The following is a 16,383-nucleotide window of genomic DNA, read 5'->3' as shown; positions in this document are numbered from 1 at the left end:
ATCATGCGTGAATGTAGAGGTGGGTTCACCAAACATCTCTACTTGTCCATTACAATCTCAATAAACCCGCCCTCTTATATGCGCGATCGCAATTAAATTTTATCGGTATCAGGTAAATTGAGCCGCAATCTCGTCGGTCTTAGCTGCCATAATAAAGTCGTTTTTGTGCAACCCACAAATAGCATGAGTCCACCAACTGACTTTAACTTTACCCCACTCAGTTAATAATGCGGGGTGATGTCCTTCCGCCTCAGCGATTTCGCCCACGCGATTTGTAAATTTCAAAGCGGTTTGAAAATCAGGAAATTTGTAAGTACGGGTTAAATGTGGTATTCCTTCTACTTCCACAATCTGCCAATCGGGAATTTGCGGTTTGAGTTGTGCCTCTTCCTCTGGCGTGACTCGCGGTGCATCCTTTCTGCAAGCAGTACATTTTTGTTGTGTGAGAGTTTCCATAGCACTATCTACGTTGGTATCTCTAGTTTAATTTTATCGAGTGGGAGTAGATATATAGACTGAAACCCATTACCAATTACCCATTACCTGTTACCAATTACCCATTAGCCTGCTTCCGCTCTTTCAATTTCAACAAAATCTCAGCATGAATCTCGCGGGTGATGGGATAGAAATATGCTAAAACTAAACCACCAATCAGAAAAATTACAGGTAAAACGCTAGCTGCAAGGCGAATGGCAAATAATGCTGATTCTGGTTGTGTTGGTAGTTCTTGTCCCGCCGCAGCTTCTCTAAAACCAGATGCTTGCAAGGCATTTCCAACTAAAAATAAACCGAAAGCTAAACCGAATTTTTGCAACAACACCATAAAACCATAAAAAATTCCTTCGCGGCGCTGTCCGGTATTGAGTTCGTCTAATTCAATTACATCCGGCATCATCGACCAGGGAATTAGATAAGCTGTAGATACTCCCATGCCTGTTATGACTGCTAAAGCAAACATTAAACCTAATTGACCAGGTTGTAAGAAATATAGTCCGATCGCAGCTAAAATCCATAAAATTATTCCCATAAAATATACGGCTTTTTTACCAATTTTTTTACTTAGATGGCTCCACACTATTAACATGAAAATGGCAGTTCCTTGTACGGCAATGAGAACTGTAGGAACTTGCGCTTCTCTTAGTTGCAAGCAGTTGACAACAAAGTAGGGAATAATGCTGGCTGTAACTTGTACTGCTAGCCAAGAAAAAAGGTAAATTCCAATAACGAATAAAAAAGGTTTGTTGGTAAAAACAATTTTGAATTGTTCTCTAATTGGTAAAGCTGGAGGTTCTTCAACAGCCGTGCGTTTAGCTTCAAATACCAAAATGCGATCGCGCGTGCCGTAAACGCACCAGTAAAGTGATAAAGTTGCAACTACCGCGCAAATAGCTGCTAAAATGAAGAATTGTTGCTGGCGATCGCTAATTGTCGAAAAGACAATTTGTGCCAAAATTAGCGAGAAAATACTACCACCAATCGAAAAAATAAAGCGAAAACTATTCAGACTTGTCCGCTCGTCGTAATCTTGAGTTAGTTCTGGAGTCATTGCCGTATAAGGCAAATTGACCACAGTATAAAAAACTTGAGACACTACCCCAATGAAGACGTAATACCAAAACAAGCTCCACATTTGGCTGGTAGGCTCGGTACTAAAGCGCGGTACAATCCACTGTAAAAAGAAGAAAATCCCAAAGGGAATGGCTCCATAAAATAACCAAGGTAAACGCCGACCCCAACGGCGAGATTTAGTTTTATCGGTCAGCACTCCTACAATTGGGTCATTAACTGCATCCCAGATTTTGCCAATCAGCAAAATGCTGCCAGCTAACCCGGCGGGAATGCCAGCCACATTTGTAAAAAAAACCAGTAGAAAAAATCCGCCAATCCCAGCAGCAATTGCTGGTCCCAGATCCCCTGCACCATAGGCAAGTTTGGTTTTTAAGTCTAACTTGTCACTTAAAGACGCTGCTTCAGAATCACCATTAGGGGAGGAATTATGCATAAACAAGATGGTAAAAGTTTAGAATAAATGACTCTGCCATCTAGTATTAGCGCTAAATTGTACCCCTTATGTCAGATCTTTATGTTTCTTGGTCGGACTACCACCGCACGATTGAGAAGTTGGCAGTCCAAGTTTATCAGTCGCAGTGGCAATTCAATCAAATTGTCTGTCTCGCGCGGGGAGGCTTGCGGGTAGGCGACATTCTTTCCCGCATTTACGAACAACCGCTAGCAATTTTAGCAACTTCATCTTATGTGGGTGCAGGTAAGCAAGAAAGAGGAAGTCTGGTTGTCTCTCGTTACTTAACCATGACAACAGATAACTTAGGTTCTCGCATCCTCTTGGTTGACGATTTGGTTGATTCTGGTGTGACCTTACAACAGACTATCCCCTGGTTGCAAGAGCAATTTAGCACGGAAGTTGAAGAAATTCGCACTGCTGTTTTGTGGTACAAGGGTTGTTCTGCGTTCGTCCCAGATTATTATGTCGATTATTTACCCGATAGTCCCTGGATTCACCAACCGTTTGAGCCTTATGAAAAGATGAATATTGCGGAACTGGCTGCATTGCATCAAGAGGCGGGAGTCGGGTAGGGGTGGATATTGTCCACGAGTTAAGAATTTGGGGGACAGGAACACAGAGAATATTGTAATTGCTTGCGAGAAGATAATTTGCGAAACCGCCAGATAAATGCAATAGATGCGATCGCTAGTCCAATTGACTGTCCAATCCACAACCCTACACCACCCAAACCAAATTGGAATCCTAGCAAATAACCACTGGTCAAACCAGCTCCCCAATAAGCTAAAAAGCCTAGTAACATTGGAACGCGAGTATCTTGCAGTCCTTGCAGTGCGCCATTGGCAGTTCTTTGCACTCCATCGACAATTTCTCCTAAAGCTGCGACAAACAACATAGGTGCAGCAATTGATAAAACGTTTGCATTTGCTGGGTCGCGAAGATCGATAAATAATCCTACTATCTGTTGGGGAAAGATTAACACCGCGATCGCCATAAGTGTCATTGAGCTAGCACCTAAAACCATACTGACGTATCCGGCTCGTTTAGCTGCTTTTAAGTTTTGCTGTCCAAGCCATTGACCGACTCGTACTGTTGTCGCGTATGACATTCCCAAGGGAACCATGTAAAAAATAACCGTAGTTTGTAAAACGATTTGGTGTGCTGCCAAAATCTCAGTTCCTAAAGTTCCCATGAGGAACGTGACGATATTAAACAAACCGTATTCTATAGCTGTTGCTATCCCAATCGGCGCGCCCAGCCAGAGCAATTCCCAAATAATGCGCGGTCTAAGATGTAATGCCTGAAAAATACCGTAATTTCTAAGTTGCTTGTGCCAGAGTATGTAAACGACTAAAGACAAAAATCTCCCCCAAAAACTGAGGGCGCTAGTTAATGCCAAACCCACCAGTCCCAGGCGCGGAAAACCAAACATACCCAGACCGAAAATATAATTTCCTGCGATATCAAACAGCGTCCATGCGATCGCAATAACCATGACCGGACGTGCCTGAGATACGCCAGCTACGACACTTCTGAGTACGGTAAACCCTAAAGCTGGAAATATTCCCCAAAGTGCTACATCTAAATATTCATTGGCTAAAGCAGCAGTTCTAGAAGTTTGTCCGAGCTGAAGCATCAGTGCGTCCAAATGTGCGACAATCGGCATCAGAGCAATTGCCAGAACCACCGATATCCATAACCCCTGGCGCGTTATCTGCGTGACTCGCGATTTATCTCCTGCGCCATGAGCTGCTGCTACAAGCGGGCTAACTCCTACCACTATACTAGTTGCGGTATTTAACAACGTCATAAACGTGATGGAAGCTAATCCGCCTGCTGCGAGAGTTTCTTGTCCTAACCTACCCATGACTACCGTATCGGCAAAACCCGTGACAGATTGGGCAAGTTGGGCGCTGACTAAAGGAATAGCAAGTTTGAGAAACTCCTTAATTTCAGTCTGAATGTTGAAGCGAAGGGTATGAGAAGACATGACAAAATATCTAGGACTGTATAGTAGGGAGCAGGGAGCAGACGAAAAAGTTGTAGAATCAAAGGCTGTCAAATTAATTTTGAGTAGGATCGGGCATAAAAAGAATTGAGCCAATCGTGAATATAATGCTGGCTGAAAAATGCAAAACAGCAGACAAAGTAACCCCTTTAGAAATTTCTAATATGGCATCAAATACAAACATTAACGAGCCAATTAGAAATAACCAACTAGCAACAGAGCCGCGATCGCGCTGGTTGAGAATATTGGCGATCGCAATACTTTTGATCGACTTTACTAAATCGATTGCTTGGCAATTATCTCTGTTTGCATACTTTTTTAGTAGCATCTCAATCTCCTATCATTTAAATAAAATTCGGGTAGTTAATTTTGGCGTTACAGTATGTAAATTTACCGTTACAATTACAGAATAAGGAAACTCAAAGCTTCGATCTATTTGAATCTTGCGCGACTATCAAAATCTTGCGGTCAGTTTTGTAGAAGGCTAAAGCACAGATGGCGAAAGCATTACACACTCCAACACGCGATCCCAAATTACCGATCGCATCGAGTCAAAATTTAGGTTGGGAATCAATTATTGTTGAAGAATTTCAGCAACCCCCTGGAGGAATAGAGCATTTCGCCTTGCCAGAACACGCGATCGCCGTATGTCTGGCGACGAAACCCAATCGCCTGCATCAAATTATGGGCGATCGCCGTTATGTAGGACTCTATACTAAAGGCGATATTTCCATCACCCCCGCTCATCTCCCTTCTTCATATCGCTCGGAAGGCGAGGATTGCTACTTACACATCCAAATCCCGCCCCAGTTCTTACAACAGGTAGCAAAAGAAGCGATCGATATCGATCCAGATCGCCTTGAGATCGTACCAGAATTTCGGGTGCGCAATCCCCAAATCGAGCAGATAGCGATGATGTTGCGATCGGCATTGCATCAAAACGATGCTTGGGTGAATCGCCTCTATATCGAATCTCTAGCAAACCTGCTAACAGTGCATTTACTTCGCGACTATGCCACAACTCAACCACGTGTAGCACTTTATGAGGGAGGATTAGGCGATCGCAGGCTATTACAAGTTTCAGAATATATCAACGCTCATCTAGATCGAGAGATTAAACTGGCAGATCTCGCTCAACTTCTAGGAATGAGTCAGTTTCACTTTAGCCGCCTGTTCAAGCAATCCCTTGGCGTTTCGCCGCACCAGTACTTACTCCAGCAAAGAGTAGAACGAGCAAAACAGTTATTAAAACAAACAAACCTATCGGTAGTCGAAATCGCTCTACAATCCGGCTTTAACAGCCACAGCCATCTGAGCCAACAATTTCGTCAACTCACAGGCATGACACCCAAAGCCTACCGAGCCGGATGAGCAAAGTCAAAAGAGTCAAATAGCGCCTTTCTTTGCGCCTTTGCGTCTTTGCGCGACATACAAAATAAAACTTTTGCAATAGCCCTGTTCTAACGAACACCAAACAACCACAACCACAGCGGCAAAGTCAACAACAGACTTGCAGAACCGAGTGCTAAAGCCGTCACAGCCAAATCGCGATCGAGATCGTAAGCTTCCGCAATTACCAGAGTAGCAAAAGCGGGAGGCATAGCCATTTGTAAAACGATCGCCAGTTGAGGCGCGCCTGTAAAACCACATAGAGTCAAGACGCTACCTACAACTAACGGAACGATCAACATTTTAATTGTTAAACTAACTGCGGCTTTAGGTAAATTGCGCCAAGACTTGAGATGTTGCAAGCGCATCCCGATAAGAACTAACGATAGAGCAACCACACTCCAACCCAAACTGGATAAAATTGATTCTGCTACAGCAGGTAAAGGGACTTGACGAAATAACAAGCCAAACCCCATACTCCACAAAGCAGGATTGATTAATATTGCTTGAATGAGCGAAGTGCGATCGCTTTTTCCCTTACCAAATCGCGCCGCCAGCAATACTCCTAAACCATAAGATCCCAAAGTCGATCCCAACAGATCGTAAAACAACGTCCAGCCAAAATACTGCGTTCCCACCACCGCCAAAGCCACGGGAAACCCGATATAACCCGTGTTGCCTACCATGGCTGCTAAGAGGAAGCTACCTTGGGTGGGTGATGGGTAGTTGGTAATGGGTAATTGGTAATGGGTAATTGGTAGTTGTTGGTTGTTAGTTGAATGCTTCTCCCTTGTCCCCCTTGTCCCCCTTGTCCCCCTTGTCCCCCTTGTCCCCCTTGTCTCCCTTGTCTCCCTTGTCTCCCTTGTCTCCAAGTCGTCCCTCCGACTCCCGACTCCCGACTCCCGACTCCCGCATAACCGAATCCACCCCCAAGCTAAACCTGCTCCGAGTAAAATAGCGATCCAAGCGCATATAGGCGCGATCCAAATGGCTCCTGACAAGTCGGCTTGGCGCAAGAAGGCAATAATACTAATCGGGACTCCAATCCAAAACAGAAATTGTCCTAGAGTATGGGGAGAGAGTTGAGGTATTTTGCTGCTAGCAAAAAATCCTAACAAAACCAAGCCGATCAGTTGAGCGTATAGTATCAAAAGCTGCATTACGAAAAGAAAATTATTCTTCTGAAAGAATTAGTGGGGAATAGGGAATAATGGACTAGTGCAGTTTACAAGATCGATACTTAGCCGTTAATCGGTCTTAAGTTTACAATTGCCAGTTGTAAATTTAAAGCTGGCGGGGCGAACAGTAAGGAGTGAGTTGTGGATAACGCTGACTTATCGAGACGACAAAAACATTCAAATTCTGCAAATCGTCGATCGCCCGATGATATTCCAGAGGCTTTGCGGGATGCAACCCCTCCTAATTCTGTCACTTCATCAAATCGTGCTTCCAGTGGGAAGCCAATTTATTTAATTGGTGGTTTGCTAGCTGTAGGTGCGATCGCGGTGGGCGTTAGTTTATGGTACTTTAATCCTCCGTCACCAAATACAGTTACTCAACCTACACCTACTATTTCTCCTAGCCCAACTGTTTCTACTAGCCCTGCAACACCACAATCACCAGTAGCTGTCAATCCTTCTCCTGCTCGCTCGGACAACCTTTTAGGACATTTACCTTATCAAGAAGCCCCCGAAACAGAACTTGTGCCAATTCTACCAGGAAGTGCCATGAGGTTGCGTCAAGCTGCTGCCCAAGAGTTTCAGGCGATGGTACGAGCGGCTAGAGCTTCGGGAGTAAATTTAGTCCCGATTTCCGGTTTTCGTTCGGTGCAGGATCAGCAGCCTATTTATTTTGATATTCAAGCAGAACGGAGACAATCTGTAACCAAACGTGCCAAAGTCAGCGCCCCTCCAGGCTACAGCGAGCATCATACAGGTTACGCCGTAGATATTGGCGATGGCAATACACCAGCAACGAATTTAAATACCAATTTTGAGAAGACGAAAGCCTTTAAATGGTTAGAGGCAAATGCAGCGCGATTTCATTTTGAAATGTCTTTTCCTAAGAATAACTTGCAAGGGGTAAATTACGAACCTTGGCACTGGAGATTTGTGGGCGATCGCGATAGTTTAGAAACATTTTATAAAGCCAAAAATCTCAGTCGCAATACGCCCTAATTGTTTTTGCAATACTCTAACTCTCGTGCTTTTTAGAATGAATAGAGAAGGCGATCGGAATAGTTTAAATAGAATCTTATGACATATTATACGAAGAAGTTATTATTTAATAATCTCATACAAGCCAGTTGTATATAGTACTTTCAGTGCAATCAATAGTTATACAACTTAACCTGAGTGGGGCGTAACCGAAAAACTATCTTATTAGACTCAAAATCGAGGTAATTTTGAGCTGCCTGCTAAGGCATTTATTTGAATTAATTGATGGGATAACTAAGCAATGTTTGCAAAAGAAGTTTTCCTAGATAACGGTGGAGCTGACGTAATTGTTTCAGATGGTAAAAATGAATGTTGTACCTTCTTTTATCCATGCCAAATTCAGAAAGGTGAAGAAATTATCTCCCCCCTTGTGATTTTTGAAACAGGTACTATTGTTAAGTCAACTGCTTCGGAGGTTAGCATTCGACATCAAAACTTTTTGTCAAAATATAATTATTGGATAATTGCTAGAGTTGTAGATGTAGACAATGGTGAAATAAGTGTAGGTAATCTGCGTATGATACTGAACGCTGATATGTTGCCAGGTGATATTAGAACAGACGATATTATAGAATTTGCGGCGGAGCGTATCGATTTGTAATAGTTGTTGCATAACAATTGCGTGCAGTAGATTGCAGATTTACCACAATCAGCAAAATTCAATGGGCAGAAGGATGGCTGGACTATTTTTTAGTACCGAAAACGAAACTCAAAAGATTATTGTTGAAGTTAAAAATTTTGTAGCATAGTAACTATGCTACTTTAAGATGCAAGAGTAGCTATTAAGCAGATAGGCTGCGATCGCTTTTAAGTGCTTGCATCAGAAGCTATATTCAAAGTATCGAGTTTTGCCAAAAAACATCATGCACCAGATTAACTTAAAAAAAGCTGAGACTCGACTAGCAGAGCTAATTGAAGAAGTAGCAGGCGGGGAAGAAGTTGTAATTACCCGTAGTGATGGAAGCCCTTTCAAAATTGTGCCACTTAATACAGTAGAAGCAATCCCTAAATTTGGTAGTGCAAAGGGGATGGTAAAAATGTCAGATGATTTTGACGCGCCATTGGAGGATTTTGAGGCATATGCTCCATGAGGCTATTGCTCGACACCTATTCGTTTTTGTAGTGACGCAACAAGCTAGTAGGGCGTTAGTGAGGAGTATTGGGGGCGCTACTCAACCCAGAAACTATAAAATTGAACTAAATCGATCGCAAAATTTCCAGAAGTTCTGCTATGAAAACGCTAGCTAAATGGTCTGTAGAAGACTATCATCGCATGATTGAAGCAGGCATTCTGCGCGATCGCCATGTGGAATTGCTAGCAGGTGATATTGTTGAGATGAGTCCAGAAACACCAATCCATTACTCTACAGCAAAACGAGGCGCGAAGTACTTGGAAGAATTGCTGTTAGGTAAGGCTGATGTACGCTTCAATGGACCTATTACTCTAGCCGATTCCGAACCCGAGCCAGATATCGCGATTGTGAGATTGCCTGAATCATCTTACAACGATCGCCATCCTGCCCCTGAGGATATCTTTTGGATTATAGAAGTTGCCAAGACAAGCTTAAAAAAAGATTTGGATATTAAGGCTGCAATTTATGCAACGGCTGAAATTCAAGAATATTGGGTTTTAAGCTTAGCTACTCGACAAATAATTGTATTTAGAAATCCTCAAAATGGCAAGTATCTGGAAGCAAACACAATTGACAAAGGAATAATTACACCATTAGCATTTTCAGATGTTTCAGTGTCTGTTGACAGGCTTTTGTCATGATGCAATCGCCCCTTTTTATCGATTGGCGATCGCTAAACTGCTCTCCTAGCTGTCACCCCAATAGTTGAATAATAAATTGCCCATGACTGCGGATCTTCGGCAATTTGACAATACCGCTCGATGTCTTGTTGCGTTGCTTTACCGGTAGCAATATATTTATCTGCTAATCGCTCAGCAGACATTTTCATAACTGTAGCAATTCCCGAAGCACCAGGGGCTAAAGGAGTATCATTTTCAACAGATAATTCTTGCAAATTCAACTGTTGAAATATGGTAGGCAATTTAACACCAAAAGCATAATTCATCCCCCTACTAGCAAACATTTGGGCGATCGCTTCATTCACCCGATTCATCGACTGACAAGCTGCTTCATTTCCCGCGATCGCTCTAGCAGCAGAAAAATCTGGTTCTTCAATCACAATCCACCCCCCAGGTTTGAGTAAATCTAACATTTTTGCGAGAGCAACTTGAAATTCTGGAACATGAATCAGCACGTAGCGAGTATGAATGAGATCGAAAGATTGACTCTTTAGCGCTAGATGACGAATATCGGATTCTATAACTTCTAAATTCGCTCGTTCGAGCTTGGCAACAAAACGAGTATTTAAATCGACAGCAACAACCTTACCATCGTCTCCAACAATTTCTGCCATCCATCGGGCGATCGATCCTGCTCCTGCGCCAACTTCCAGACAGCGCCAATTTGCAGCAATACCTGTTACTTGAATTCGCCTGCGACTGGCTGGATCGAAGACTCGTTCGATTGCTTGGAGTCTTGCCAATTCTTTCAGCTCAGTTTCTGTCAGTTTAAATTCTTGGGGTTCAACTTTCTTCAAAGGCTGAGAATTAGCAAAGATGTATGTAGAATCTGACATTTTCACCCCTGTAACTCTGACTAATTTTTGCTTACATGACCGATAGAAAAACCTCGGCGAGTAGGTTTATTTTGTGCTAACTGTACTTGAAAACTGACGCGATCGCTCGTCTCATCACTTTTGGCTTCCACAGTCCAGTTCCCAGGACGCAGCTCCCAAAAGAAAGCATCAGATGTCTGCGTTGCTAGTTTCTCACCGTTAAGCCACCATTCTACAGGTTTATCTGACTTTGCAGCGAGTTTAAATTCAAGCCGTTGCTGAGTGTCACTCGCACCATTACTAGGGTAGAGGAGAAACAAAGCGCCGTTGGTAGGAGACACGATTTTTAGTCCGCTCGTAACCCCAGGCGATCGCCCTTGGGTTGCCAACCATTTATCATACTCTCTAGGTAAGTTAAGCCGATATTGCGGCTCTTTTGCTGTATGAGCAGTTACCAGTTGATAAAAAGTATCGGGATGGCGATCGTATTCGTCCAAATCTTCTGGATAAAAATATTCCTGTACCACCGTCGGACAAGCAGGTGTAGGTTTCAATCCCGACAAAGCACAGACGGGACGTAAAACCAAACCAGATGGAGCAGAAAAAGCCGCAGGTTCTCGATCTTCGTGCAAGTGCAACATAATCCGATTCCATAAAGGAGCCGCACCCATCACCCCAGATACCTGACGCATCGGTTCGCCGTTAAAATTGCCCACCCAAGTGGCAACTGTATAATCAGTCGTAAATCCTACCGTCCAGGTATCGCGAAAATTAGAAGAAGTTCCCGTTTTCACCGCAGCAGGAAAAGGCAAATTTAACACCGAGTCCACACCAAAAGACTTAGCACGGGCATGGCGATCGCTTAATATGTCAGTTATCAGTGACCAGTGACCAGTGACCAGAGGTAGTTGGTAATTGGTAATTGGTAATTGGTAATTGATGGTTGCTCCCTTGTTCCGTTGTCCCCCTTGTCCCCCTTGTCCCCCTTGTCCCCCTCTCCCTTGTCCCCGACTCCCGCTTAATTCCATAGAATTTCTTGCCATAGTTACATAAGCACGGGCTAATTCCCACAGACTGACTTCGCCGCTACCGAGGGTTAAGCCGAGTCCGTAATATTCTGGGGACTGGTTTAAATGCTCGAAACCAAGTTGATGCAGGCGTTGTAAGAAATTTTCTACACCAACTCGCTCCAAAACTCGCACGGCGGGAACGTTAAGAGAATTCGCTAAGGCAACGCGGACGCGCACGGGTCCTTGAAAGGATTCGCTATAATCTGTAGGGCTGTAAAGCCGCGCCCCAGGAATAGCATAGTGGGTAGGTACGTCTGCTAATACGGTATTTGGACGAATTAACCGCTGTTCCAAGGCTAGTTGGTACAAAAAGGGTTTTAGAGTCGATCCAGGCTGTCGAAGCGCTTGCACGCCGTCGTTACGCCCCAATTCGGCATCGGCAAAGTAATCGGGGGAACCGACATAAGCTAAAACTGCACCAGAATGATTGTCGATAACTAAAGCAGCAGCGTGGTGAACGTTCTGTGGTGCAAGGTGGCGCACGATCTGCTGGACTTGGGCTTCTACAAATTGCTGTAAGGGACGATCTATAGTCGTCCGAAATTGGGATGGGTGTTGGTTGGGAAGTTGACTGGCTGCCCAAAACAGAAAATGCGGTGCAGCGATAATTCCCTGTCGTCGCGACTGGAGCGTAATTGCTTCTGTATTGGCTTTTTCTGCCTCAGCACGGGTAATATGTTTATCTTGAACCATGCGATCGAGGACATATTTCTGTCGCCGTTTCAACCTTTCCCAACTATCGTAAGGATTCAGATATACCGGATTGTTGGGTATGGCTGCTAGCAGACTAGCTTGTGCTAAATTTAGTTCGGATGCAGGCATTCCCAGATATATACGGGCAGCAGCTTCTATACCGTAAATATTGCCACCCATCGGCAGACGGTTGACGTAAGCTTGCAGGATCTCGTCTTTGCTCATGCCTGCGGCTAGCCGCCAAGATAACCAAATTTCCCGAACTTTCCCCCAGAAGTTGCGCGGTAAGGGTTCTAGCATCCGTGCTAGTTGCATTGTAATTGTCGATGCGCCGCTGACAATTCTTCTAGCTTGAATAGAAGTGACGATCGCCCGTCCGACTGCCTTTAAATCCAACGCTCCATGATGATAGAATTGCCCGTCTTCTGCTGCTAAAATTGCTTGGATAAACTGGGGCGAAACTGCATTCAACGGTACGGCTACAGTGTGGTTGCGATCGCGAGTTAGTAAAGTTCCCAAAGGCAACCCGTGGCGATCGCTAAACTCAATTGCCTGTTGTTCCTGGACGATATCTTTGGCATGAATAGGAGCGAGATACGGTAAGCCACGGACAATTAGACACAGTAGTATTAAAACAAAAATTCCCTTTCTCCAGAGGAGCCGGGAGTCGGGAGTCGGGAGTGGGGAGTCGGGAGACAAGGAGGACAAGGGGGACAAGGGGGACAAGGGGGCGAAGAGAGAGTCGCCCAGCTGTAGGGCATAGACGCGAAGCGGCTTCTCGTAGGGCGAAGCCCTTCTCGTAGAGTAGAATAGCCCTTCTCGGAGAATGGGAGCTGAGGGAGAGAGGGCAATGACCAACTACCAACCACCAACTACCAACCACCAACTACCACTGCTAACTAGTCACTAGTCACTAGTCACTGAATTATTCCCGCCGTATTTAATTAATAACGCGATCGCAATACTAACAGCTAGTACCAACACCATACTTAACGCCGAACCAAATCCCCAGTTCTGGGTTGCGCCTAAAAACTGGTTGTAAATTAACCTGGCGATCGTCATACTGGATGCACCACCTAGTAACTCTGGAGCAATGAAATCGCCAATTGCTGTAATGAAAACTAACAGCGAACCTGCGGCAATTCCTGGTAAAGTTTGGGGGACAGTTACCTTCCAAAAGGTTTCAGCGGGATTTGCTCCTAAATCTGCGGCTGCTTCTAGCAACCTCCGGTCTAATCTTTCTAGGGAAGCGTAGAGAATCAATACCATGTAGGGTAGTAAATTGTAACTCAAGCCAATCAAAACTGCCGTACTGCTATTGTGAATTTGGAGGCTGGGTAAACCAACACTGTTGAGCAAAGAGTTCAGCACGCCTGTAGGACGCAAAATCGTAATCCAGGCATAAGAACGCAGTAAAGAGGATGTCCACAGAGGTAAGACAAAACCCAATAAAAGTAGAGTCCGCCAGCGTTGAGGAGTCAACAAAGCAATCCAGTAGGCGACGGGAAATCCTAATAATAAGCAAATAATAGTACTAGAGCTAGCTAAAAATAGCGATCGCCCCATCACTCCCATATATAGGGGTTGAAATACCTGAATATAATTATCTACACCGCTAGGATTAACAATATTTCCCGGGCGAAACCCTGGCACTAAACTCAACTCAAAGATAATCAGTGTTGGTAGTACCAACAACAATATCAACCAAATTCCAGCCGGAGTTAGAAAAATCGTCGGTTCTAGCCAATTCCACCAACGAGGATGTTGCGGTGGTAGCGGTGGTTCGGCATCCTGACTTGGGGATACATCGAATTGAAGCGGTGACTTTTTTGCAGACACAGTTTGTAGAAGGGAGTAGGAGGCAAAATTCAAAATTCAAAATTGGGACAAGGGAGACAAGGGAGACAAGGGGGACAAGGGAGACAAGGAGGACAAGGGAGCAACTACCAACTACCAATTACCAACAAATCATTCATACTTCATCTTTCTTCCTTCTTCCTTTTTCCTTCATACTTTCCTAACTTCCGATCCCCTAGCTGCTAGTTAGTTGTGTCCAGTAGCGATCGTAAACTGCATCAAAATCTCCTAAAGGGGAAATGCGTTCGCATTTATTTAAGATCGATTCTGGAGGAAACAAATTGGTATCTTGACGCAGCTGAGTTGGTAATTGTTCTAATGCAACTTGATTGGGAATGGCAACGGTTTGTCGCTGGCAAATTTCTGCTGCTACCGTAGGTTCCAAGTTGTAATTGAGCCAAGCATAGGCAGCATCGAGATTGGGTGCGGTTTTGGGAATGGCGATCGTATCCGTCCACAAAGACGTGCCACTGGCGGGAATGATATATCTGAGATTGGGGTTTTCTTGGGAGATCTTAATTCCATCAGTGGAATATGCCATCGCTAACACTAAATCCCCGGCGAGGATTTGACTGCGCCAAGCATCGGTATCAAATGCAGCAATACTGGGTTTGAGTTCTCGTAACTTCTCGTAAGCCTGTTTAATTTGCGACTCATCTTTAGAGTTGTAGGAATAACCCAACATTCGTAGAGTTGCGCCCATGACTTCCCGCACGTCATCAATTAAAGTCATGCGTCCTGACAATTGCCGACTATTTTTCCACAAATATTCCCAATCTGTAGGTGGTTCTTTTAACTGCTGGGTATTGTAAACAAATCCAGTTGTCCCCCAACTCATGGGAATACTGTGACGATTTTGCGGATCGTAAGTCGGATTTTGAAATTGGGGGGCAAGTCGGTCTAAACCTTGGAGGCGCGAACGGTCGAGTTCGTGGAGCATTCCCATTTCTATCATGCGCCTTACCATATAATCGCTAGGATAGATGACGCTGTAATTTCCTCCTCCTCCTGCTTGTAACTTTGCCAGCATTGCCTCGTTTGATTCGTATATGTCTGCAACGACTGGTATTTTGAACTGAGCAGTAAAGTTTTTAATTAGTTTGTCATCTGTATACTGCGACCAGGTATAGACAAATAGCTTGTCTGTTGGATTTGCTGGTGCTGCTGCCCGTTGGACTCCTCCCTGTCTCCAACCACACCGGGTGAGGGCAAGTCCCGAAAATGCGGCTACTGAGGTGCGAATAAATCTGCGTCTCGATCGCGAAAATCTTTGTACTGGCTGATGGTTTGTGTTCATTCGCTTCCACTGGCTTTTAAAGCTATACAGTCACGAGTCGCCCAACGAACGTAGATCGGTATATTAGTGTCTGATAAAGTGTTGCCTGTATTTGGTTGTAAGACTTTAATGCGATCGCCCGAGTCTAATTCTACTAAGTAGTGAACGTGAGTTCCCAGGTACATGACGTGTAGTAGTCTACCAGCAAAACAATTTGTGCGAATAGTAGGACGTTCCAAGCTCAACTCGATTTTTTCTGGACGCACGCTTACCATCACTGGAGCAGAAGTTGCAGTCGGTTCTGTATAGTCATGTCTTTGCACGACAATTTTTAATCCCTTCTGACTATCAACCTGGAGAGTCGAGCGATCGCTATGCGCGATTTTTCCGGCTAATAAGTTAGTATCGCCAATAAAATCAGCTACAAATGCCGTACTCGGATGCTCGTAAATTTCTTTAGGAGAACCAATTTGTTCGATCTTGCCACGATGCATTACAGCAATACGGTCTGATAAAGACAGGGCTTCTTTTTGGTCGTGAGTGACAAAGATAAAAGTCACGCCCAAATTTTGATGCAGATTGGATAATTCTACCTGCATTTCCTGACGTAGTTTCAAATCGAGTGCTGCTAAAGGCTCATCTAACAATACGACTGCTGGACGATTGACTAATGCTCTTGCCAAAGCAACTCGCTGCTGCTGTCCGCCTGAGAGTTGGGCGGGAAAGCGCGATCGCATCGTCTCCATCTTGACTAATTTGAGTGCGGCTTCCACGCGGCTATTCAGTTCCACCCGCGAGAGTTTTTGCAACCGCAACCCAAAAGCAATGTTATCCCACACATTTAAGTGGTTAAACAAAGCATAACTTTGAAATACAGTATTGACAGGGCGACGATAGGGCGGAACGCGATTCATCTGTTCACCCTGAATCAATATCTTTCCCGCGTCCGCGCGTTCAAATCCAGCAATTAAACGTAACGTTGTCGTTTTGCCACAACCAGAGGGACCGAGAATACTAAAAAATTCTCCTCGACGAATATTTACGTCGATCCCGTTTACGGCTAATTCTTGATGAAAAAACTTATAGACGTTTTGCAGCTCAACGTCAAGCAGCGATGCACCGACTTTTCCCCCTGTATACCGTGTTGCAGTTCGAGCCGTCATCCGTATTGTCCCAGGTAATATATTTTATCTTCCAGTCTGCACGGTATTTTGTCGAACTGC

At 44.4% G+C, this 16,383-nt stretch carries 16 protein-coding genes; 6 read left to right on the top strand and 10 right to left on the bottom strand.

Annotated elements, in window-relative coordinates:
- Nucleotides 1–108: 108 nt before the first annotated feature.
- Together H6G17_RS12665 and H6G17_RS12660 are read right to left on the bottom strand one after the other, a co-directional pair.
- Entirely contained in the window at nt 109–456 is a 348-nt protein-coding gene (locus tag H6G17_RS12665; RefSeq protein WP_192157587.1) for a 4a-hydroxytetrahydrobiopterin dehydratase, read from the bottom strand.
- 97 nt (nt 457–553) lie between these two features.
- Nucleotides 554–2,002 carry an MFS transporter gene (locus H6G17_RS12660; protein WP_192157585.1) on the bottom strand — a complete coding sequence of 483 codons (1,449 nt, stop codon included), beginning with the start codon at nt 2,000–2,002 and terminating at the stop codon, nt 554–556.
- Nucleotides 2,003–2,070: 68 nt separating this feature from the next.
- Between H6G17_RS12660 and H6G17_RS12655 the strand changes: the two genes are divergently transcribed.
- Nucleotides 2,071–2,595, top strand: coding sequence for a phosphoribosyltransferase (locus tag H6G17_RS12655; protein WP_192157583.1), 525 nt, complete (start codon nt 2,071–2,073; stop codon nt 2,593–2,595).
- Between the two features lie 20 nt (nt 2,596–2,615).
- Here H6G17_RS12655 and H6G17_RS12650 read toward each other — a convergent pair whose 3' ends face one another.
- Both H6G17_RS12650 and H6G17_RS12645 read right to left on the bottom strand, forming a co-directional pair.
- Nucleotides 2,616–4,013 (bottom strand): MATE family efflux transporter, encoded by a 1,398-nt coding sequence (locus tag H6G17_RS12650; protein ID WP_192157581.1) that lies wholly within the window; start codon nt 4,011–4,013, stop codon nt 2,616–2,618.
- A 73-nt stretch (nt 4,014–4,086) separates the two neighbouring features.
- Nucleotides 4,087–4,359, bottom strand: a complete 273-nt coding sequence (locus H6G17_RS12645; protein WP_192157579.1) for a hypothetical protein — start codon at nt 4,357–4,359, stop codon at nt 4,087–4,089.
- A gap of 167 nt (nt 4,360–4,526) precedes the next feature.
- Between H6G17_RS12645 and H6G17_RS12640 the strand changes: the two genes are divergently transcribed.
- Nucleotides 4,527–5,402 carry a helix-turn-helix domain-containing protein gene (locus H6G17_RS12640; protein WP_192157577.1) on the top strand — a complete coding sequence of 292 codons (876 nt, stop codon included), beginning with the start codon at nt 4,527–4,529 and terminating at the stop codon, nt 5,400–5,402.
- Nucleotides 5,403–5,491: 89 nt separating this feature from the next.
- Here the strand turns inward: H6G17_RS12640 and H6G17_RS12635 are convergent, their stop codons facing one another.
- On the bottom strand, nt 5,492–6,580 hold the full coding sequence (locus H6G17_RS12635) for an AEC family transporter (protein WP_192157575.1): 1,089 nt from the start codon (nt 6,578–6,580) through the stop codon (nt 5,492–5,494).
- 159 nt (nt 6,581–6,739) lie between these two features.
- On the opposite strand from H6G17_RS12635, the gene H6G17_RS34620 reads away from it, so the two are divergent.
- The 4 genes from H6G17_RS34620 (at nt 6,740) to H6G17_RS12615 (ending at nt 9,410) form a co-directional block, all read left to right on the top strand.
- Nucleotides 6,740–7,597, top strand: a complete 858-nt coding sequence (locus H6G17_RS34620) for a D-alanyl-D-alanine carboxypeptidase family protein (protein ID WP_192157573.1) — start codon at nt 6,740–6,742, stop codon at nt 7,595–7,597.
- Nucleotides 7,598–7,877: 280 nt separating this feature from the next.
- Nucleotides 7,878–8,237 (top strand): hypothetical protein, encoded by a 360-nt coding sequence (locus H6G17_RS12625; RefSeq protein WP_192157572.1) that lies wholly within the window; start codon nt 7,878–7,880, stop codon nt 8,235–8,237.
- Between the two features lie 262 nt (nt 8,238–8,499).
- On the top strand, nt 8,500–8,727 hold the full coding sequence (locus tag H6G17_RS12620; protein WP_192157571.1) for a type II toxin-antitoxin system Phd/YefM family antitoxin: 228 nt from the start codon (nt 8,500–8,502) through the stop codon (nt 8,725–8,727).
- A gap of 140 nt (nt 8,728–8,867) precedes the next feature.
- On the top strand, nt 8,868–9,410 hold the full coding sequence (locus H6G17_RS12615; RefSeq protein WP_192157570.1) for a Uma2 family endonuclease: 543 nt from the start codon (nt 8,868–8,870) through the stop codon (nt 9,408–9,410).
- 32 nt (nt 9,411–9,442) lie between these two features.
- On the opposite strand, the gene H6G17_RS12610 is transcribed toward H6G17_RS12615, so the two are convergent.
- The 5 genes from H6G17_RS12610 to H6G17_RS12590 form a co-directional block, all read right to left on the bottom strand.
- A complete protein-coding gene (locus H6G17_RS12610; RefSeq protein WP_192157569.1) occupies nt 9,443–10,285 on the bottom strand; it encodes a class I SAM-dependent methyltransferase in 843 nt (280 codons plus the stop codon).
- A gap of 20 nt (nt 10,286–10,305) precedes the next feature.
- Nucleotides 10,306–12,669, bottom strand: a complete 2,364-nt coding sequence (pbpC, locus tag H6G17_RS12605; protein ID WP_192157649.1) for a penicillin-binding protein 1C — start codon at nt 12,667–12,669, stop codon at nt 10,306–10,308.
- Nucleotides 12,670–12,933: 264 nt separating this feature from the next.
- Complete coding sequence (locus H6G17_RS12600; protein ID WP_192157567.1) at nt 12,934–13,866, bottom strand: ABC transporter permease subunit; 933 nt, start codon at nt 13,864–13,866, stop codon at nt 12,934–12,936.
- 193 nt (nt 13,867–14,059) lie between these two features.
- Complete coding sequence (locus H6G17_RS12595) at nt 14,060–15,181, bottom strand: spermidine/putrescine ABC transporter substrate-binding protein (protein WP_192157565.1); 1,122 nt, start codon at nt 15,179–15,181, stop codon at nt 14,060–14,062.
- Nucleotides 15,178–16,323: an ABC transporter ATP-binding protein gene (locus H6G17_RS12590; protein WP_192157563.1), complete on the bottom strand. Its 1,146-nt coding sequence runs from the start codon at nt 16,321–16,323 to the stop codon at nt 15,178–15,180. Before H6G17_RS12590 ends, H6G17_RS12595 begins: the two co-directional genes overlap by 4 nt.
- Between the last annotated feature and the right edge of the window lie 60 nt (nt 16,324–16,383).

This window comes from Chroococcidiopsis sp. [FACHB-1243], assembly GCF_014696895.1.
Lineage (GTDB): Bacteria > Cyanobacteriota > Cyanobacteriia > Cyanobacteriales > Chroococcidiopsidaceae > Chroococcidiopsis.
This window is presented reverse-complemented; position numbering and strand designations above follow the sequence as displayed.